This window comes from Methylosinus sp. Ce-a6, assembly GCF_009811655.1.
In the GTDB taxonomy this organism is placed as follows: domain Bacteria; phylum Pseudomonadota; class Alphaproteobacteria; order Rhizobiales; family Beijerinckiaceae; genus Methylosinus.
Genome location: NZ_BGJX01000012.1, coordinates 63,416 through 83,673, shown reverse-complemented (window position 1 = coordinate 83,673; position 20,258 = coordinate 63,416). Strand labels below are relative to the sequence as shown.

Here is a 20,258-nt window from a genome sequence, read left to right as displayed (position 1 = left end):
GCGGCGCAACCGTCGATCGACGTTGCGGCCGGGAGGGGGAGCCCTGGCCAGTCTCACCCCCTATTTGACAGGACGCCTCGGTTTTGCCCATGTTCGCGCCCCACGCGGGCCGGGGCCCCCCGGCGAAGCCTCGAGGCGGGCCGCCCGCGACCGGATTTCTAAAAGGACTGCTCGATGAACGTCGTCATCGTCGAATCGGCCGCCAAGGCGCAGACGATCAACAAATATCTCGGCCGCGATTTCAATGTCATCGCCTGCTATGGCCATGTGCGCGACCTGCCTCCCAAGGACGGCTCCGTCGATCCGGCCGAAGATTTCGCCATGAAATGGGAGAGCGACGCCAAATCCGCCAAGCGCGTCTCGGCGATCGCCGATGCGGTGAAGAACGCCGACAAGGTCATCCTCGCCACCGACCCGGATCGCGAGGGGGAGGCCATCTCCTGGCATCTGCTCGACATATTGAAGAAGAAGAAGGCGCTCGCGGGAAAGCGCGTCGAGCGCGTCGTCTTCAACGCCGTCACCAAGGACGCGATCAAGCAGGCGATGGCGCATCCGCGCGAGATCGACCAGGCGCTCGTCGACGCCTATCTCGCCCGAAGAGCGCTCGACTATCTCGTCGGCTTCACCCTCTCGCCGGTGCTCTGGCGCAAGCTGCCGGGCGCGCGCTCGGCCGGCCGCGTGCAGTCGGTGGCGCTGCGCCTCGTCTGCGACCGCGAGCTGGAGATCGAGAAATTCGTCTCCAGAGAATATTGGTCGCTCGTCGCCCATCTGAAGACCAAGGCCAGCGACCCCTTCACCGCCCGGCTCGTCGGCGCCGACGGCAAGAAGATCACGCGCCTCGACATCGGCTCCGGCCAGGAGGCGGAGGATTTCAAGAAGGCGCTGGAGAGCGCCGCCTTCACCATTCGTTCGGTGGAGGCCAAGCCGGTCAAGCGGCACCCCTACGCGCCCTTCACCACATCGACGCTGCAGCAGGAGGCCTCGCGCAAGCTCGGCCTCGCCCCGGCGCAGACGATGCGCATCGCCCAGCGCCTCTATGAGGGCGTCGACATAGGCGGCGAGACCGCCGGCCTCATCACCTATATGCGAACCGACGGCGTCGATATGGCGCCCGAGGCCATCGCCTCGGCGCGGCAAGTCATCGCCAAGGAATATGGCGAGCGCTTCGTGCCCAAGGCGCCGCGCAAATATACGGTCAAGGCCAAGAACGCCCAGGAAGCCCATGAGGCGATCCGGCCGACCGATCTGACCCGCCTGCCCAAGCAGATGGCCAAGCATCTCGAGCCCGAGCAGGCGAAGCTCTATGAGCTGATCTGGACCCGCACCATAGCGAGCCAGATGGAGTCCGCCGAGCTCGAGCGCACCACCGTCGACATCGACGCGCTCGTCGGCAAGCGCCAGCTGGAGCTGCGCGCCTCGGGCCAGGTGGTGCGTTTCTCGGGCTTTCTCGAGCTCTATCAGGAAGGCCGCGACGACGACGCCGACGAGGACGGCGGCCGCCTGCCGCCGATGGCTCCCGGCGAGCCGGCGACGCGCGAGAAGATCGAGGCGAGCCAGCATTTCACCGAGCCGCCGCCGCGCTACACCGAGGCCACTCTGGTCAAGCGCATGGAGGAGCTCGGCATCGGCCGCCCCTCCACCTACGCCTCGACGCTGGCCGTGCTGCGCGAGCGCGACTATGTGCGGCTCGACAAGAAACGCCTCGTCCCCGAGGACAAGGGCCGCATCGTCACCGCCTTTCTGGAAAGCTTCTTCACCCGCTATGTCGAATTCGACTTCACCGCCGATCTCGAGGAGAAGCTCGACAAGGTCTCCAACAACGAGATCGACTGGAAGGAAGTGCTGCGCGACTTCTGGAGCGATTTCTCCGGCGCGGTCGACGGCACCAAGGAGCTGCGCACCGCCCAGGTGCTCGACAGCCTCAACGACCTGTTGGGGCCACATGTTTTCCCGGCCAAGGCGGACGGCTCCGACCCGCGCGCCTGCCCGGCCTGCGCCGCCGGCCAATTGTCGCTGAAGCTCGGCAAGTTCGGCGCCTTCATCGGCTGCTCCAACTATCCCGAATGCCGCTTCACCCGCACCCTCTCCCCGCCCACGGGCGAGGCCGCCGAAGGCGCGCGTCCGGGCGTGAAGGCGCTGGGCCAGGATCCGGAGAGCGGCGCCGAGATCACGCTGCGCGACGGCCGCTTCGGCGCCTATGTGCAGGAGGGCGAGGCGGAGGACGGCGAGAAGCCCAAGCGCTCCTCCATCCCGAAGACGATAAAGCCCGACGAGCTCACCCTCGAGCAGGCGATCGTGCTGTTGTCTCTGCCGCGCGAGGTGGCGAAACATCCTGAGACCGGCGAGCCGATCGTCGCCGGCGTCGGCCGCTTCGGCCCTTATGTCCAGCACGGCAAGACCTACGCCAATCTCGGCCGTGACGACGATATTCTCTCGATCGGCGGCAATCGCGCCATCGACCTCATCGTCACCAAGGAGAGCGGCGGCGGCTCGCGCTTCGGCCGCGCCTCGGACCCGGGACGCGCGCTCGGCGAGCATCCGCAGGGCGGCGCGATCACGGTCAAGAGCGGACGCTTCGGCCCTTATGTGAACTGGGGCAAGATCAACGCCACTCTTCCCAAGGGAACCGATCCGGCGAGCCTGACGGTGCAGCAGGCGATCGATCTTCTGGCCGCCAAGGCGAACGGCGCCGCCTCCGCCGGCGGCAAGCTGCTCGGCGAGCATCCGCAAGGCGGCGCGATCACGCTGCGCGAAGGACGCTACGGTCCTTATGTGAATCTCGGCAAGGTCAACGCCACGCTCCCCAAGACGATGGGCGTGGAGGATGTGACGCTCGAGGAGGCGATCCGGCTGATCGAGGAGAAGGGCGGGCCGGTGAAGGCGAAGAAGGCGCCCGCCAAGAAGGCCGCGCCCGCGTCCAAGGCCAAGGCGCCGACGAAAAAAGCCGCCGCGAAAAAGACGATCGAAGCGAGCGACGAGGTCCCCTTCGAGGATTCGAAGCCCGTGAAAAAGGCCGCCGCCAAGGCGCCGGCCAAGAAGCCCGCGAAAAAGGCGGCCTCGGGGAAGTGAGCGGCGCGAAATCGCGACGCCCGATGTTGCTTCGATGCACTTAAGGCGTCATATTCACGAAATGTCGACGAAAATCGCCTATAGAATGCGCAACGGCTAAAGGACGATCCGATGCTGCTGCGCTTTTCCGCCGCCAATTTCGGCTCGCTGCGGGACGAGCAACAATTGTCGATGATCGCCTCCGCGCTCAAGGACGAGCCCGTGGGCCTCATCGAGACGCCCGCGCTGCGCTCGGAAAAAATCCTTCCCTCGGCCGTGATCTACGGCGCCAACGCCTCGGGCAAGAGCAATCTCGTGCGGGCGATGGCGCATATGAAGGAGTTGGTCCGCAACTCGCACCGCCAGGGCGAGCCGGGCGCGCCGATCCCGCTGAAGCCCTTCCTGCTCGATCCGGCCTATGCGACGAAGCCGAGCGTCTTTTCCATCGACTTCGTCTGGAACGGCGCGCGCTACGCCTATCGCTTCGAGGCGCTGGGGAACGAGTTCACGCAGGAATCGCTGCATGTGTGGCGCGGCGGGCCGGTCACATTGCTGTTCGAGCGCGATCGTCAGGAGTTCAAATTCGGGCGGAGCTTGAAGGGGCGGAACAAGGTCATCGAGGATTTGACGCGGCCGAACAGCCTTTTTTTGTCGGCAGCGGCGCAGAATAATCATGAGGAGTTGAGTGAAGCCGCAAAGTTTTTTTCTTCATCGACAATTGAATTGGCGGAAGTCGAACCAATAGCGTTTCTTTCTTCTAAGCTTGCTAGCCAGGGCGTCGATCCGAGAGCAATTTCATTTCTTCGGGGAATTGACACTGGGATCACTGAAGCTCGAGTCAGTGAGCGCCTCGCTGAACAGCGCGAGCTGGAACTCCAAGAGGCCCTGCTAACTGCAGTCGAAAAATTTGTAGGATCACAGGCACCGAACGAGGTAAAAGTCGAAGTATTGGGTAATCATCGGTCGCTTCAATTTGGTCACAGGACGACAGACGAACGCACCGTATTTCTCGATATGTCGGATGAAAGTGCGGGGACTATTCAAATGCTCGGCGTTCTCGGAAACGTGTTCCGTGCGCTTGAACATGGCTACCTTTGTGTGATCGATGAATTCGGGAGTCGATTGCACACTCGAGCGTCTGAACTGGTTCTCTCCCTATTCGCGTCCAAAGAAACGAACCCCAAAGGCGCCCAGCTGATCGTGACGACGCACGACACCAATCTGCTGAACGCCCCTGCCCTCCGACGCGATCAAGTCTGGTTCACCGAGAAGGACGAGACCGGCGCGACGCATCTCTATCCGCTCACAGACATAGAGACGCGCAAGGGCGACAATCTCGAGAAGGGCTACCTGCAAGGCCGCTATGGCGCGATTCCCTTCGCCGGCGCCGCCGCCGATATTTTCAAGACGAACTGACGCATGGCGCGCGACCACCGGGATCTCGCGCGCGAGAAAGCCAAGCGCCAGCCGAAGCGCCGCATCATCATCTATTGCGAGGGAAAGAAGACCGAACCGTCCTATTTCCGCGCGTTGGAGCGCCACTATCGGAACGCGCTGATAAAGGTCGAGACGATTCAGGCCGGCGTGCCCATGACCGTGGCGGAACGCGCGGTCGCGCGGGCGATCGAGGAAGGGCTGGCGAAGCGAAGCCGACGCAAGCCGAAAAACTCCTTCGAGGAAGGCGATCAAGTCTGGGCGGCCTTCGACGTCGACGATCATCCACGCTTCGACGAAGCGGTTGCTCTATGCATTTCGACCGGAGTCGGAGTCTGCCGTTCGAACCCTTGCTTCGAGGTGTGGCTCATCCTGCATGAGCAAGAGTTTCATAGCCCCGCCGACCGTCACGCTGTTTGCATACATCTCAAGCTTCTACGTCCCGAATATGATCCGAACGGCGCCAAGACCTGCGACTTTGAGGAAATGGTCACGCGAGTCGAAATCGCCGAGCAACGCGCCAGAGCGCAGCTGCAAAGCCGCGAAAAAGAACGGGCGCCTTTCGGGCGCCCGTCCACCACCGCCGGCGAGTTGACCGCCGCTATCCGCGAGGCCGCAGCGCTTCACAGGCCGAAGCGCTGATTTCCCCTCACTGCGTCAGCCGCAGCGAGCCGAGGCCCGTGCCGATCGTCGAAAAGGCGAGGTTGAGGCTATCCGCGTCGGTCGCCGCGAAATAGTGCTCCGCGTTGGTGGCGCAGTTCCTCAACAGTGTCAGGCCCTGAGAGTCGATCGGATCGGTCGAGATCGAGAAGCCGATGGTGAAAATCTCGATTCCCGCCGCCTTGGCGTTCGTGCAGGCCTCGAGCGTCAGCTCGTCCACGGCGCCGCGCGACGTCGATAGGTAGCTCGAGCTGCTTCCGGCCGAGGCCGTCAGCTTCGACCGGTAATTGACGCCGTCGCCCGTCCTGCCGTCTGGAAGACGCGCATTGGCCGTGCCATTGTAGGTGTAATAGCCGAGCGCCTCGTAATCCGACCCGACCACTGTGCTCGTCTGCGTTCCCCAATGGTTGAAACCGTCGGTCATGAACACGATGACCTTGTGATTGCCGGCGGCGCTATAGGCATTGCCCTGCGCGAAAGGCCCGACCGGCGAGATCGTCCGCCAGCCCCACATGAAGCCGGCATGCAGATTGGTGTTGCCGTTGGCGGCCAGCTGGCCGATCTTGTTGGTGATCGTCGTCTGCGTCGAAGAGAGTTGAAGAACCGTCTGCGTCCGATTGTCGGGGCAGAATTGGTTCGGCCCGAAGAAGCTCGTCGGACCGAAGGAGCCGCTGATCGAAGCGCTCCCCTTATATTTGCAGATGCGGGTGAGCTTGCCCCATTCGCTGGTCGCCGTATTGCTGCAGACCGAGGATTTGGTGTCGTTGTCGGCGAGATAGCTGTTGCCGTAATTTTCGTCGCCGTCGGGTTCGTCGGGCGCGAGATAGGGAACGAACAAGGACTCGGCATTGGCCAAGGAGATCGTCACATCCTGCACATTATACGGGTAGGCGGGCTCCTCGAAGCAGCCGCGCCAGTCGAGACTCGAATTGCGCGCCTTGAGCTTGTTGAAAATATCGAAGCGATTGGTGAAACCGACCGCATTCGCATCGGCCTTGGCCTTCACGGGGTCGACCTTGCCGCTGCTGTCGACCTCGCCATTGCTGAAAGCGATCCAATGCTGCGAATTGGCGCCGGCGAGGTCGATCCATGACAGGCCGCGATTGGTCGAGACGGAAGGATCGACCGCGACGACGCCGCCGGCGAAGGGCGCCACCGAGAATTTCACCCGCCCCGGCGCCTTGGAGAACATCGTATTCACGAAGCTCGTCGCGGCGTTCTGCAGCGCCTGGATCTTGGTCGTGCCGCTCGTGCTCCGCCTCATCGAGCCGGAATTGTCGAGCACCAGCGCGATCTCATAGGTGTCCGTCGGGCTGACGCCGCCTTGCAGCGCCGCGCAGGCGGTCACCTGGGTCGACATCGTGCTCGTCCCGGCGATCTTCATGATGGCGGTCGAGATCTGCGCCTGCGCCGTGATGCAGAGCGACAGCCGATCCGTGGCGATCGTCGCCGAGCTCACCGCCGCGGTCGGATTGCGATAATTGGCGGAGAGATAGACCTGCGCCTGGCTGCGCGCCTGTTGATCCGTGGTGGAGCTGACGATGCCTTTGGCGACGGCGAGCACGGCGGAGTCCGCCGCCTGCTGCAGCGAGCCGCGCGCCGCCGCTATGCGTCCATAGTCGATTCCCGCGCCGATCATCATGACGGCGGGCATGAAGCTCAATCCGAGGATGATCGCGACATTGCCGCCGCGATCCTGCATGAAAGAGCGAGCCGATCGCCCCGGTTCCGACATAGGCCGCATTGTGACACTCTCGATGGCGCAAATCCGATTGCTTACGCTTACGGCGAATTTCTCATCCGGCTCTAAATCGATCCGAGCGATCGGGGTTAATTTTTGATAACCTCGTGAAAGCGTAAACGGAGCGTCAACGGCGCGGGCGACGCGCGTTCGGCGGCGGGCGGTGTATATATTGCTGTCCCGACATTGATCCGAGCGACGATTCCGCGGCCTTCGAGACCGACTTTGACCAAGAAATCGCACGAGCCAGGCTCGCCTCCTTCCGCCCTCCCCTCGCGGGAGGACATACTCGCCTTCATCGCCCGCGAGCGCGAGGCGATGAGCCGCGCCGGCCATACGGGAAAAATCGGCAAGCGCGAGATCGCGCGCGCTTTCGGCGTCAAAGGCGCCGACCGCATCGAGCTGAAGCGCCTCTTGGCCGAGCTCGAGGGGGAGGGCTCGGTCGAGCGGCGCGGCAAGCGTTTCACGCGCCACGGCGCGCTGCCCGCCGTCGTGCTGGCCGACATCGTGGGCCGCGATTCCGACGGCGAGCTCGTCGCCGCGCCGGCCGAATGGGACGCCGACGAGCTCGGCCCCCCGCCCCGCATCCGCCTATCGACGCCGCGCCGGCCGAAGCCCGGCGAGCCCCTGCCCGGCGTCGGCGACCGCGCGCTGGTGCGCGCCGAGCCGGACCGCGACGCCGGCCCCGACGAGCCGCCCTACGCCGGGCGCGTGGTAAAACTCTTGTCGAAGGCGCGAACGCGCGTCATCGGCGTGCTGCGCGTCGCCGCCAATGGCGTGGCGCGCATCGAGCCGGTCGACAAGAAGCAGGCCGGCCGCGAGCTTTCGATCGCGGCGGAAGATCGCGGCGAGGCCGAGGACGGCGATCTCGTCGCTGTCGATCTCATCGGCAAGACGCGCATCGGCGCGCCGCGCGCCCGCGTGCGCGAGACGCTCGGCTCGCTCGCCACCGAAAAAGCGATCAGCATGATCGCGCTACGCGTCCATGGCATTCCGGACGAGTTCCGCGCCGAGGCGATCGCCGAGGCGCGGGCGGCCGAGCCTGCCCGCCTCGAGGCGCATCGCGAGGATTGGCGCGAGCTGCCGCTCGTGACCATCGATCCGCCCGACGCCAAGGACCATGACGACGCCGTCTTCGCCGAGCCCGACGCGGCGCCGGACAATGAGGGCGGGCATGTCGTCACCGTCGCCATCGCCGACGTCGCCTATTACGTCCGCCCGCATTCGGCGCTGGACAAGGATGCGCTGGAGCGCGGCAATTCGGTCTATTTTCCCGATCGCGTCGTGCCCATGCTGCCCGAGCGCATCTCCAATGATCTCTGCTCGCTGCGCCCGAACGAGGATCGTCCGGCGCTCGCCGTGCGCATGCGCATCACGCCAAAGGGCCATAAGCTCGACCATTCCTTCCATCGCGTGATGATGCGCTCCAAGGCCAAGCTCAATTATGCGCAGGCGCAGGCGGCGCTCGACGGACGCCCGGACGAGATTTGCGCGCCGCTGATGGAAGGCGTGCTGGAGCCGCTCTATCGCGCCTATCAGGCTGCCGATCAGGCGCGCGAATTGCGCGCGCCGCTAGAGCTCGAATTGCCCGAACGCAAGATTCTGCTGAAAGCCGACGGCACGGTCGATCGCGTCGTCGTCCCGCCGCGTCTTTCCACCCATCGCCTGATCGAGGAATTCATGATCCTCGCCAATGTGGCGGCGGCGGAGGTCCTCGAGGAGAACCGGCAGAAGCTCATCTATCGCGCCCATGACGAGCCTTCGCGCGAGAAGGTCGCGGCGCTCTCGGAATTCCTCGCGACGATCGGCGTGAAGCTCGCCAAGGGGCAGGTGCTGCGGCCTTCGCATTTCAACGTCATTCTGGAGCGCGTGCGCGGCAAGGAGCATGAGAATATCGTCAATGAGATCATTCTGCGCACGCAGGCGCAGGCCGAATATACGCATGAGAATTACGGCCATTTCGGCCTCAACCTGCGCCGCTACGCGCATTTCACCTCGCCGATCCGCCGCTACGCCGATCTCGTCGTGCATCGCGCGCTGATTCGCGCGCTGAATTTCGGCCCCGGCGCCATGCCCGATGTCGCGGCCGGCGAGCTCGCCGAGGTGGCGGCGCGCATCTCCGGCGCCGAGCGGCGCGCCATGGCGGCGGAGCGCGAGACCGTCGACCGGCTCATCGCCGCCCATCTCGCCGCGCAGATCGGCGCGCGCTTTCCGGCGCGCATCTCGGGGGTGACGCGCGCCGGCCTGTTCGTGCGGCTGCTCGACACCGGCGCCGACGGCTTCATTCCGGCGGCGACATTGGGGCGCGAATATTTCCGCTATGACGAGGCCGGCCATGCGCTGACGAGCGGCTCGGGCGAGAGCTTCCGCCTCGGCGACATCATAGAGGCGCGGCTCGTCGAGGCGACGCCGATCGCCGGCGCGCTGCGTTTCGAGGTGGCGGGCGGCTCACGCAGAGCGGCGCCGATGAAGAGCGGCCGGCTCTCGGGGCGCGGCCGCGTCGAACGGGCGAAGCAGAAGCGCCGAAAGTGAGGCGGGCGGCGGCGAACGGCTCGCCCTGCGCCGGCCGCAAACCATGACTCGCGCCTCATCGCAGCCCCGACGACACTATCGCCGCGCAATGGCCCGAAAGGCGGTCTCTCATTGTGACGACGAAGCCGCAGAAAAGAGCTCGGACGGTTTCACCGGAGCTTTCCGGCCTCCTCTCCGGCAATTTCGCCCGAGAAGGTCGAGTCCCGAGCCGAAGAAAGCGGCGGCTCCTTCGAGCGATCTCACACCCGACGGGGGCATTCCTCGCGACGAGGCGCGGCGCCCAGAGAGTTCCGCGAAGCACAAAAAAAACAACACCATCGTCCCTTGACGCTATTTTTGTCGCCGAGTAATCTCTCTACCGTCAAAATAATTTCGGAGCGTAAATTGCTTTCTCCATACTCAGGGCTTGAGAGCCGTTCTTTTTGGAAAACAGGCGTCGTTGAGAAACATCCTCTCGAATTGAAAGATTTATATATAAAGAAATTCGATATCGGTCGAAACGATTGGATCGCCACGGCGGGGAGCTGCTTCGCTCAACACATCGCTAACCGGCTGCGGCTTCGCGGATTTCAGGTCATCGACGCCGAACCGCCGCCGCCTGGCCTTGACAGCGAGACCGCCAAGCAATTCGGCTTCGAACTCTATTCCGCTCGGTACGGAAACGTATACACCGTTCGTCAGCTGCTGCAATTGATCCAGGAGTGCAGTGGCCTTCGCGCTCCCTTGATCGGCGTTTGGGAGAAAAATGGCCGCTTCTATGACGCGCTGCGTCCTTCGGTCGAACCGAAGGGGCTGTCCTCGCCGGAAGCGGTGGCTGCGCATCGGAGCCAGCATCTTTCTCGCGTCCGATCCATGCTCGAACGAACCGATCTGCTCGTATTTACCTTGGGGTTGACCGAGGCTTGGATTCATCTCGCGGACGGGACGGTCTATCCGACAGCGCCGGGCACGATCGTCGGTTGCTATGACCCTTCGTCATACGCATTCAAGAATTTCAGCTACGATGAAGTGCTGCAAGATTTTCTCGAATTACGAACCTTGCTGAAGTCGATCAAGAGCGACATTCGTTTCATGCTCACAGTGTCGCCGGTGCCGCTTACCGCGACCGCCGGCCGCGAGCATGTTCTGGCGGCGACGGTCTATTCCAAATCCGTCCTTCGCGCGGTCGCTGGCTATCTCGCGATGTCGTTTCCAGACATAGACTATTTTCCCTCATACGAAATTATCGCGGGCGCACCGGCGCGTGGCTTTTTCTATGAAAATAACCTGCGGTCTATTTCAGCCGTGGGCGTGGATGTCGTGATGCGCACATTTTTCCGCCAACACGGCGCCGCCGAGGCGCCGTTCGATTCACCGCCCAGCCGGCCAGACGAGGCTCGTGCGCCCAATTCGAGCGTTGCCGCGATCAATGCCCTGCAAGAGGTATTCTGTGACGAGGTTCTCATCGAGGCTTTCGCCCCATGACTAAGGTTTGCCTGATCGGAGATTCGCATCTCGGAGCGCTGAAGGGCGGGATCGAAGAGAATAACATCTCGGAGCAAGGATTCGAGATGACTTATTTCTCCCTACACACTCGGCATTTTCCGGCGCTGCGGCTTCGAGGACGCAGAATCGAGGGGGAGGCCGACGAACTCCGGCGCGAACTCGCGATGTTCAGCGGAGGACGTGACTCGATCGCCATCGATGACTTTGACGAATTCGTGATCGTCGGGCACGGCATCTACATCGGATATCTGGTCGATCTATATAGGGACTACTGCTGCGACCATATGCCCGGTCCCGCTCGCGGCCGTTACCTCTTGTCCGACTCTTGCTTCATAACGACGAGCCAGCACATACTGGAGCGTTCCGAGGCGATCGGCATTGGCAAAATGATTCGATCGATTACGCGCAAACCCATCACCTATGTGGCCGCCCCAAACCCAGGGGCAGGGCTTGCCGAAAGCGAAATGCCGGAGGTATTCCCTCCATTTTATCCGGCTGTGGAATTCGGCGACGCTGAGGCGGTTGCGCTGCTTTTCCGCGAGGTGTGCGCCGCTCTCGCCACCGCTCACGACGCGAGAGTCATCGCCCCCATCGAAGACGCCGCAGAAAACGGACTTTTCAATCGTCACGAATTCTGCCTGCTGGCGGAGCGAGACACCGAAGGCGCCCCTCTCTCCGATCGAATTGGAGCCATGCTCCACGGCAATAGTCGTTATGGCGCGATGCTCGCCCGAGCCGTCCTCGATAGAGGCGAGTCGCCCTAGCTAGAGTCTTTCCGTATTTCATTGAAACACGGAAAGACTCTTAGTTTTTGTTTTGACGCGTTTCCGGACGCCGAACCGGCGTCCACTTCGGCTGGAACCGCTCTAGCGCCCGATATTTCGTCGTGTCGCCCTTGCGCAGATGGTCGAGCAGCAGGGCGCGCTCTCGCAACGCCTCGCGGCTTTCATTGCGTTTCCCGCGCGCAAACCGCGTCGATGATGGATACGGCCGCGTCGATTTCGCTTTCCTCGACCGTGAGCCGAGGAAATAGGCCGAGGAACGATCCCATGGCGCGGGTGAGGAGTCCGCGTTCGGCGAGCATCGCGCGCATCGGCTCCGCCTCTCCGGGACATGCCAGGCCCTGCATCAGGCCGATGCCGCCCAGCGCCGTGAACGCTCCGCGGCGCTTATAGAACAACTCTGTGAGCCGGTCTTCGAGACGCCAACTTCGATTCTGCACCCGTTCCAGAAGGCCCGGAGTCGCCAACGCATCCACGAGGGCGCGCCCGGTCAGGAGCGCCGCCCGATCGACGAGGCGCGGGCGGCCCGGCGCCCCGCGCGCCAACCTTTGCGTGACGACCAGCGCGGCCAGCGGCGGGGCGTCTCCATGCCGATGAAGGGCGACCATCACGTCCGGGGGCACGCCCGTCCATTCATGCGCCCACAGCATGCCCGAGCGACCGAGGCCACAAAAGCTTTCGTCGAAAGCGAGGACGAGTCCATATTCGTCCGCGGTCTCGCGCAGTCGGGCGAGCAGCGCTCCCGGGACAAGCTCGAAACCGGTTTTCGTCCTCACCGGAGCGATCAGAATTCCAGCGGTCTTATTGTCGATTTCCGCAGCCAATGCGCCCGGATCGTCGGTTTGGAGCGTTAAGACTTCGCCATCGCCGTCCAAGCCAGGGGGCGGGCCTCCCGCTCCATCCGAAGCTCCGGCGCAGACGATGAGCCGGCGCCGCTTCGGACGGCCGACGATCCGATGGTAACGCCGGATCGTCTCGACTGCGTAACGCCAAGCCTCGGCCTCCGAGTGAAACAAGAAGACGCGGTCGCCAAACGAAACGGGCGCGATTTTGGCGCAGAGCGCGTCGGAGAGGTCGGCTGCCTCCAGCGCCAATTCTGGCGCGCGAGACGGCTCGTCCATCAGCTGCGCCGATCCCGCGGACTTCTCCGGAAAGCCGAGCGACGAACCGGAAAAGTCGAGCGGACTCGCCGCCACGGACCCGTCGCCGGCGATGAGGTCATTGGGCTCGTTGGCCGAATCTGATGATGCGCTCGACATGTTCCGCTGGTGGAGGGCGAGGCTGCGCGTTTGTGAAGTGTCGAGCGCGCCTCGCTCCCGTCGTGAATCATCAAGCAAGGATGGAGCCATATTGGCGGCGAGGGCCGCAATTCGACGTCAGGCGACACCCACGACGCTCCGGAAAGCTGAGAACAAGAGCGGAACAATGCCGCCTCTTCTCCCCGCGCGCCGCAATGTCCCGGCGTGGATGCCCGCGACAAGCGCGGGCATGACGCGGCCCGCGTCCGGCCGCCTTGACAAAGGCGCCCGCGTCCTTATGGTGCCGGCCAATTCGCCGCCGGGTTCGTGATGGATCGGGACCGGAGCGAGAGTGTCCCCTCACGATTTCAGGACTGACGGCAATGGCCAAATCCGCCATGATCAAAATCAAGCTTCTGTCGACGGCCGACACGGGCACGTTCTATGTCACCAAGAAGAACGCCCGCACGAAGACCGAGAAGCTCGTGTTCAAGAAATACGATCCCGTCGTGCGCAAGCATGTCGAGTTCAAGGAAACCAAGATCAAGTGAGGCGAGGCGGGCCCTCCCGCCTCCACCCTCGCGGCGGGCGCCGATAAACGAAACGAGCCCGGAACGGGATTTCCGTTCCGGGCTCGTTTCGTTTCAGGATGGAAGATTTTTCTCCCCCATCGCCTGCCGGCCGTCGACCGCCTCGTCTCCGCCGAAACGAAGGCGGCCGACTGGCGCTGGCTTTAAGGAGGCCACTCCAACCAACGCCAGCCGGCCAACCCCACGGACCCAGGAGATGCGGCGGACCTGAGCACTCCGCAGGGTATTCGAAGTTGTTTGCCGATACGCATCGAACGCAGAAAGCACGTCTCGGGTTCTTCTTTTTCTTGCCCCGACGCTGCCTGACGCGCACCTCGTTTTGGCATGGCCGAAGTTAGCTCAGCTGCATAAAAATGCAACCATCTGGCAAGATTTTCTACAAATTTCAGGATATGAAGCCGAAAACAGCGGGTTGCGCAACGAGCCGCCCGCGCTCCGGCGGTTGCCGCGCGCCTGCGGCGGATGGCCGTCCACGCCGCCTTTGCTCGGGACCGAGCTTTGTGGCAAACCCACCCGGCCGGGGGCCGCGAGAACGGGCGGTTCATCGCCGCCGAAGAAGAGCGCCGCCAGGGCGCGGCAAGAGCGCCGCCAGGGCGCGGCAAAAATGCGCCGCCAGGGCGCGGGAGGAACAAAGATGACGATGCGAGGTCTCGGATTGGCGCTGGCGAGCGTCGTCGCGCTGGCGCTCGCCGGCTGCAGCGGCGGGCGCGAGCCCAATGACGCAATCGGCGCCAAGGTGCTGCGCAATCTGCTCTCCAAGCAGGGCGTCGGCGGCAAGCTGATCTCCTTCAGGAAGACCGATGGACGCGCGTTGAAGACGCCGAGCGCCGAAGCCTATGAGCTCTGGTACGAGGCCGAGGTGCAGTTCCCCGAGGCCTATGAGGCCAATTGCGCGGACGAGCGCTCGCGCGGGCGCTGCGCCTATCTCGGCCTGGCGCAGAACCAGAGCTTCCAGAAGGGCGAAGTGCTGAAGGCCGAGGGCACGCTCCACTTCGTGCGCTCCGCCAAGGGCTGGGTCGGCGAGGACGAGAGCGCCTACTGACGCATATTCCCGAAAAGTGCGAAGCGGTTTTCGGAAAAGAACATGCGAATTCAAGTAGCTTTAGAACATTCGGACATGATTTGTCCGAATGTTCCAAAGCCGACCGCGCGAGCGGCGGCCGGACAAAGGAGAGCCGTTCCAAGTCATGGTCCGTCCGCTCGTCGTGATCCCCGCCCGAATGGGCTCCTCCCGCCTTCCGGGCAAGGCGCTCGCGCCGATCGCCGGCCGGCCGATGATCCTTCATGTCTTGGAAAAGGCCCTCGCCGCCGCGATCGGGCCGGTCGCGGTCGCGACGGACTCGGACGAGATCGCCCGCATCGTCGAGGCGGCCGGCGGCCGCGCGGTGACGACCGGCGGCTCTCACGCCTGCGGCAGCGACCGCGTCAGTGAGGCGGCGGCGGCGCTCGACCCGGCGGCGGCCCATGACGTGATCGTCAATCTGCAGGGGGACCAGCCCGACATTCCGCCCGGCGCGCTCGCGGCCGCGCTGGAGCCGCTCGCGGACCCGTTTGTCGATATCGCCACGCTCGCGGCGCCCGCCGGCCTGAGCGAGCGCGACGATCCCGACGTCGTCAAGCTGATCGGCTCGGAGGTCGCCCCGCGGCGGATGCGCGCCCTCTATTTCACCCGCGCCCCGGCGCCGCACGGCGAGGGGCCGCATTATCACCACATCGGCGTCTATGCTTTCCGCCGCGCGGCGCTCGCGCGCTTTGCCGGCCTGCCGCCCTCCCCGCTCGAGATTCGCGAGCGGCTGGAGCAGCTGAGGGCGCTCGAGGCCGGGATGCGCATCGACGCCATGATCCTGGACAAAGCCCCGCGTGGGGTGGATACCAGCGCCGATCTGCAACGCCTGCGCGATGAGCAGGCCGAACTCCAACGGAGCCGTCGATGAGCGAGCGGCCGAAAATCGCCTATCAGGGCGAGCCCGGCGCCAATTCCGACATCGCCTGCCGGGACGCCTATCCCGATTGCGAGCCCCTGCCCTGCGCGAGCTTCGAGGACGCGTTCGCGGCGGTCACGGAGGGCGTCGCGGCGCTGGGGATGATCCCGATCGAGAATTCGATCGCCGGCCGCGTGGCGGATATTCATCATTTCCTGCCCAACGCCGGGCTCTACATCATCGGCGAATATTTTCTGCCGATCCATTTTCAGCTGATGGCGCCGCGCGGCGCGACGCGCGAGACGCTCCGCGGCGTCTATAGCCATGTCCATGCGCTCGGCCAGTGCCGCCGGATCATCCGCGAGCTCGGCCTTATCGCCCATACGGCGGGCGACACCGCCGGCGCCGCGCGCGAGGTGGCGGAATGGAACGACAAGAGCAAGGCGGCGCTGGCGCCGCGCCTCGCCGCATCCATCTACGGCCTCGACATTCTCGCCGAGGACGTCGAGGACGCCGCGCATAACACGACCCGTTTCGTCGTGCTGTCGAAGACGCCGAAGCGGCCGGCGCCCAACAATGGCCCGACGATGACGAGCTTCGTCTTCCGCGTGCGCAACGTGCCGGCGGCGCTCTACAAGGCGCTCGGCGGCTTCGCCACCAATGGCGTGAACATGACCAAGCTCGAGAGCTATATGGTCGACGGCGAATTCGCGGCGACTCGCTTCCTCGCCGATGTCGACGGCCATCCAGACGAGCCGCCGCTCGCCCGCGCGCTCGACGAATTGCGTTTTTTTTCCAAGGAATTGGAGATCATCGGCGTCTATCCGGCGCATCGCTTCCGCATGGAGAACAAGCGTTCCTACGAATATGGCGATTAGTTTTCAGCCGGGAGAGCCCCATGGCCGCAGCCTATGACAAAGACAATGTGTTCGCCAAAATCTTGCGCGGAGAAATCCCCTCGCAAAAGGTCTATGAGGACGATGTGGCGCTCGCGATCATGGACATCATGCCGCGCGCCGAAGGCCATGTGCTGGTCATTCCCAAAGCCCCCGCGCGCGGCCTCCTGGACATAGACCCGGCCGCCCTTTCCGCGCTCATCACCCGCGTGCAGCATGTCGCCAAGGCCGCCAAGCAAGCCTTTTCCGCCGACGGGCTGACGCTGCAGCAGTTCAACGAGAGCGCCGGCGGACAGGTGATCTTCCACCTGCATTTCCATATTCTGCCGCGTTTCGAGGGCGTCGCCCTGCGCCCGCCGGGAACCCTGGCCGACGGCGAGAAGCTGAAGGCGCAGGCCGAGAAGATCAAAGCCGCGCTCGCCCCTTTCAACGGCTGAGCCGCGTCATCGGCAGGACGAGCGCGGCCGAACCTCACGTCGCTCATATGTGTTTGACGGCTCGGCGGCGGCGGATGTGACATTCAAGCCCGTCCGAAGACTCTCCTGAGCTCGCCCTTCGCCGCCTCCAATACCCGTTTGCGCTCGGCCGGCAGATTGCGGCCGGCGCGATTTATGTAGAAATTCAGCATGGACATTGCCGAGCGGAATGGCGCGCTCTTGCGGCGCCCACTCGCCTCGGCCGAAGTTTTGAGCGAGCGCGCGATGGCGATAGGCTCGTCGAGCTTGAAGACGTCCGGCTCGAGGTCCAGCGCATTGCTCTTGCGCCCGACCTCGGCCGACCAATAGGACGGCTTGCCGCCGTTCGCGCCGGTCACGCGGCGCGCGCGCTCTGGCAATGATGGCCCCCGGGCTGGGAGACGCCGCGCAGAACCGCGCCAGAGAGACCGGCGTCGCGATCCATGGCGATATCGGCGAGCGACACGATGCCGACGAGCCGCTTGCGGCGATCGAGAACGGGCAGACGCCGCAATTGCTGCTCGGCCATGTTCTGCGCGACATCCTCCACCTCGTGGTCCGCGTAGCAATAGCGGACGTCGCGGGTCATGACGTCGCGGATCTTGGTCTCGACGCCCTTGCCGGCGGCCACGGCGCGCAATGCGATGTCGCGATCGCTCACCATGCCGACAAGGCGATCATTCTCGCCGACGGGCAGAAGGCCGACGTCGAGCTCGGCCATTCGTCGCGCCGCGTCGCAGATCGTCTGATCCGGCTCGACGAGGCAGACGTCACGCGTCATGATGTCTTCGACTTTCATCATTCGCCTCCATTGTTTCGTATGAGAAAACGGGCGGGGCCGGCGAAAGTTCCTCGAACGCTTTCGACGACCGAGCGCCGCGACCGCGAGACCGCAGGCGAGCGGCCGCGTCACGCGAATGGCGCCGCCGGGCGGCGGAACAATTTGCGAAAGCGGAGCCTGAAGAATCATTGCTTCCCGGCGAACATGCGCAGCGCCGCCGGCGAGAGGCCCTGTCGCAGATCGAAATAGCCGGGCCAAGGATCGGCGCGCGGCGCAGAGAGGCGGTTCTCGACCGCGTCGAGCGAATAGCAATCGGCGCGCTCGAGCCGGCCGAGCTCCTCCCAGGAGACCGGCGTCGCAACCGAGGGCGTCTCCCGCGCGCGGGGCGAGAAGGGCGCGACCGCGCTCGCGCCGCGCTCATTGCGTCGATAATCGATATAGATGCGGCCGACGCGCCGCGCCTTTGTCGCCACTGCCGTGAAACGCGCCGGATCATCCGCGGCGAGGCGCGTCGCCACGCCTCTGGCGAAGCGGTTGAAAGCCGGCCAGTCGAGCCGGTCGTCGAGCGGCGCGACGACATGCAGCCCCTTGCCGCCGGTGAGCAGCGCGAAGCTCGCGAGCCCCGCCGCCTCGAGCAGAGCGCGGAAATCCCGCGCGGCGCGCTCGACCTCCCCGAAAGACACCTTTTCGTCCGGATCGAGATCGAAGACGAGGCGATCGGGACGCTCGACGCTGTCGATATGGGCTCCCCATATGTGCAGCTCCAGCGCGTCGATCTGCGCCGCGCCTTCGAGCCCGGAGAGATCGTCCATGACGAGGAAATCTTCGCTTTCGCCATCGCTCCCGGCGATCGGCGCGGCGATGAGGCCCTTCGGCAGGCCGCGCCGGTGATGACGCTGAAAGAAGCATCCGCGCGCGGAGCCGTTGGGACAGCGCAGCAGCGAGAGCGGCCGCCCGGCGATATGCGGCAGCGCGGCCGGCGCGACGCGCCGCCAATAATCGAGGAGCCTCAGCTTGGTGACATGGACGGCGGCCGGATAGAGCGGCTTGTCCGGATTGGTGAGGCGGATCATCGCGCGCCTCCGGGTGCGTCCGCGCCCACTTCCCGCGCCGGCTTGTCCTCGCGCAGGCCGTTGAAGACCGGATGGCGCAGCAGGCCTTCTTTCGTGCGCTCCGTGTAATCGATCTCGACGACGAGGCGCGGCGCGACGAAACGCGCCTGACGCGCGATCTCGGCCGGAAGCGCGGCGAAGGGCGAGCTCTTGCGCGCGAGCGCGCGCAGCGCGGCGCCGATACGGGCGAGCGCGCCGTCGGAAAAGCCGGCGCCGACGCGGCCGCGATAATGCAGCGCGCCATTTTCGAATTCGCCGAGCAGGAGCGAAGCGAATTCGCGCCCCTTCTTCGTCGAAGGTCGATAGCCGCCGACGACGAATTCGTCGCGGCCGAGACATTTGACCTTGATCCAGGAGCGCGTGCGCCGAGAGAGATAGGGCCTGTCGATCCGCTTGGAGACGACGCCCTCGAGCCCCATTCGCCGGCACTCGGCGAGAAAGCGCGCTCCGGCGCCGACCACATGGCCGCTGTAGCGTATGGCGGAAGGCGCCTCCTCTAGAAGCGCGGCGAGGCGCGACTTGCGCTCGATCAGCGTCTCTCCCGAGACATCCTCTCCGTCTTGCTCCAGCAGGTCGAATGCGTAGAAGAAAAGCGCGCGCGGGCGCTTCTCCAGCAGTTGCTGCAAGAGACCGAAATCGCTGCGGCCTTTTTCGTCCAGAGCGACGATCTCGCCGTCGACGAGCGCGCTTCTCGCCGGCAATTGCGCGGCGGCCTCGGCTATCCCCGAAAACTTGCTCGTCCAATCGAGACCGGAGCGCGTGTAGACGCGGCTCCTGCCGCCGGCGGTGGCGACGAGCGCGCGATAGCCGTCGAACTTGATCTCATGCAGCCAATGCTCGCCCTGGGGCGGCGCGGCGGCCGGCGTCGCGAGCTGCGGCCGGCGGAATTTCGGCAGAGGCCGGCGCGCGGCCTCGCCCGCCGCGATCTCCTCGAAGCTGCGGCCCGTCGCGACGCTGCGCGTCCATTCGCGCATCGGATCGAAATCCGCGTCGGCATTTGCGTCCTTCGTTTTGACGAGCAGCCAATTCTCCTTTTTCTCGCCGCTCTTCTTTTTCTCGCCGCGGCGGCGCGGCGTTCGGATGAGCGCGAAACCGCCCTCGAGCCGCTCGCCGCGCAGCGTGAATTCGAGGCGCCCCTCGTCGAGGCCGCGGCGGGGATCGCCCTTGGGCGTCCAGCGGCCGCGATCCCACAGCATCACTTCGCCGCCGCCATATTGACCCTCGGGGATCGTTCCCTCGAAGCTCCCATAGTCGAGCGGGTGATCCTCCATGCGCAGGGCGAGGCGCTTCTCGCGCGGATCGAGGCTCGGGCCGCGCGTCACGGCCCAGCTCTTCAGCACGCCGTCGAGCTCGAGACGAAAATCGAAATGCAGGCGACGCGCGCGATGCTTCTGCACGACATAGGCGCCCTGCCCCTTCGTCCGCAGGGCGCCGACGGGCTCCGCGGTTCGGCGAAAATCACGCTTGGCGCGACGGGCCGCGAGCGGCGGCTCGCCCTCGCCTTCTCCCCGCGCGCGGGGACAAGGAGCGGCAGGCGCCGCGCGACGCGCCGAGCGCGCAGATGAACCCATGGCGCTCCTTT

General features: G+C 64.8%; 17 protein-coding genes. 11 read left to right on the top strand and 6 right to left on the bottom strand.

Translation table 11 applies throughout. The features are described from left to right. Positions 1 to 174: 174 nt before the first annotated feature. From topA to Mspo_RS10025, 3 genes are all read left to right on the top strand, one after another. Positions 175 to 3,069 carry a type I DNA topoisomerase gene (topA, locus tag Mspo_RS10035; protein ID WP_159729320.1) on the top strand — a complete coding sequence of 965 codons (2,895 nt, stop codon included), beginning with the start codon at positions 175 to 177 and terminating at the stop codon, positions 3,067 to 3,069. A 111-nt stretch (positions 3,070 to 3,180) separates the two neighbouring features. Further along, positions 3,181 to 4,464, top strand: coding sequence for an ATP/GTP-binding protein (locus tag Mspo_RS10030; protein WP_159729318.1), 1,284 nt, complete (start codon positions 3,181 to 3,183; stop codon positions 4,462 to 4,464). 3 nt (positions 4,465 to 4,467) lie between these two features. Next, positions 4,468 to 5,124 carry an RloB family protein gene (locus tag Mspo_RS10025; protein WP_159729316.1) on the top strand — a complete coding sequence of 219 codons (657 nt, stop codon included), beginning with the start codon at positions 4,468 to 4,470 and terminating at the stop codon, positions 5,122 to 5,124. Between the two features lie 7 nt (positions 5,125 to 5,131). Here Mspo_RS10025 and Mspo_RS10020 read toward each other — a convergent pair whose 3' ends face one another. After that, positions 5,132 to 6,844, bottom strand: coding sequence for a TadE/TadG family type IV pilus assembly protein (locus Mspo_RS10020; protein ID WP_159729314.1), 1,713 nt, complete (start codon positions 6,842 to 6,844; stop codon positions 5,132 to 5,134). 357 nt (positions 6,845 to 7,201) lie between these two features. Here Mspo_RS10020 and rnr point away from each other — a divergent pair, with 357 nt between their 5' ends. The 3 genes from rnr (at position 7,202) to Mspo_RS10005 (ending at position 11,664) form a co-directional block, all read left to right on the top strand. Next, positions 7,202 to 9,415, top strand: a complete 2,214-nt coding sequence (gene rnr, locus Mspo_RS10015; RefSeq protein WP_244613308.1) for a ribonuclease R — start codon at positions 7,202 to 7,204, stop codon at positions 9,413 to 9,415. 384 nt (positions 9,416 to 9,799) lie between these two features. Then, entirely contained in the window at positions 9,800 to 10,879 is a 1,080-nt protein-coding gene (locus Mspo_RS10010) for a GSCFA domain-containing protein (RefSeq protein WP_201281669.1), read from the top strand. Next, positions 10,876 to 11,664 (top strand): hypothetical protein, encoded by a 789-nt coding sequence (locus Mspo_RS10005; RefSeq protein ID WP_159729310.1) that lies wholly within the window; start codon positions 10,876 to 10,878, stop codon positions 11,662 to 11,664. The genes Mspo_RS10010 and Mspo_RS10005 overlap by 4 nt, the downstream gene beginning before the upstream one ends. A gap of 182 nt (positions 11,665 to 11,846) precedes the next feature. Here the strand turns inward: Mspo_RS10005 and Mspo_RS10000 are convergent, their stop codons facing one another. Next, positions 11,847 to 12,941: an aminotransferase class III-fold pyridoxal phosphate-dependent enzyme gene (locus tag Mspo_RS10000; RefSeq protein ID WP_159729308.1), complete on the bottom strand. Its 1,095-nt coding sequence runs from the start codon at positions 12,939 to 12,941 to the stop codon at positions 11,847 to 11,849. Positions 12,942 to 13,303: 362 nt separating this feature from the next. On the opposite strand from Mspo_RS10000, the gene rpmG reads away from it, so the two are divergent. The 5 genes from rpmG (at position 13,304) to Mspo_RS09975 (ending at position 16,765) form a co-directional block, all read left to right on the top strand. Beyond that, the gene (gene rpmG, locus Mspo_RS09995) at positions 13,304 to 13,471 is read left to right on the top strand and encodes a 50S ribosomal protein L33 (protein ID WP_003612885.1); all 168 of its coding nucleotides are present in this window, start codon (positions 13,304 to 13,306) and stop codon (positions 13,469 to 13,471) included. Positions 13,472 to 14,144: 673 nt separating this feature from the next. Next, positions 14,145 to 14,552, top strand: a complete 408-nt coding sequence (locus tag Mspo_RS09990; RefSeq protein WP_159729306.1) for a hypothetical protein — start codon at positions 14,145 to 14,147, stop codon at positions 14,550 to 14,552. A gap of 145 nt (positions 14,553 to 14,697) precedes the next feature. After that, complete coding sequence (locus Mspo_RS09985) at positions 14,698 to 15,444, top strand: 3-deoxy-manno-octulosonate cytidylyltransferase (RefSeq protein WP_159729304.1); 747 nt, start codon at positions 14,698 to 14,700, stop codon at positions 15,442 to 15,444. Beyond that, positions 15,441 to 16,310, top strand: a complete 870-nt coding sequence (locus Mspo_RS09980; RefSeq protein ID WP_159729302.1) for a prephenate dehydratase — start codon at positions 15,441 to 15,443, stop codon at positions 16,308 to 16,310. Before Mspo_RS09985 ends, Mspo_RS09980 begins: the two co-directional genes overlap by 4 nt. A gap of 20 nt (positions 16,311 to 16,330) precedes the next feature. Continuing rightward, positions 16,331 to 16,765 (top strand): HIT family protein, encoded by a 435-nt coding sequence (locus Mspo_RS09975; protein ID WP_159729300.1) that lies wholly within the window; start codon positions 16,331 to 16,333, stop codon positions 16,763 to 16,765. Between the two features lie 83 nt (positions 16,766 to 16,848). On the opposite strand, the gene Mspo_RS09970 is transcribed toward Mspo_RS09975, so the two are convergent. From Mspo_RS09970 to ligD (Mspo_RS09955), 4 genes are all read right to left on the bottom strand, one after another. Beyond that, positions 16,849 to 17,142: a DUF3175 domain-containing protein gene (locus tag Mspo_RS09970; protein ID WP_244613300.1), complete on the bottom strand. Its 294-nt coding sequence runs from the start codon at positions 17,140 to 17,142 to the stop codon at positions 16,849 to 16,851. Then, on the bottom strand, positions 17,139 to 17,582 hold the full coding sequence (locus Mspo_RS09965) for a CBS domain-containing protein (protein WP_159729352.1): 444 nt from the start codon (positions 17,580 to 17,582) through the stop codon (positions 17,139 to 17,141). Before Mspo_RS09965 ends, Mspo_RS09970 begins: the two co-directional genes overlap by 4 nt. A gap of 167 nt (positions 17,583 to 17,749) precedes the next feature. Continuing rightward, the gene (gene ligD / locus Mspo_RS09960; RefSeq protein ID WP_159729296.1) at positions 17,750 to 18,637 is read right to left on the bottom strand and encodes a non-homologous end-joining DNA ligase; all 888 of its coding nucleotides are present in this window, start codon (positions 18,635 to 18,637) and stop codon (positions 17,750 to 17,752) included. Beyond that, positions 18,634 to 20,247, bottom strand: a complete 1,614-nt coding sequence (gene ligD, locus Mspo_RS09955) for a non-homologous end-joining DNA ligase (protein ID WP_159729294.1) — start codon at positions 20,245 to 20,247, stop codon at positions 18,634 to 18,636. The genes ligD (Mspo_RS09960) and ligD (Mspo_RS09955) overlap by 4 nt, the downstream gene beginning before the upstream one ends. Between the last annotated feature and the right edge of the window lie 11 nt (positions 20,248 to 20,258).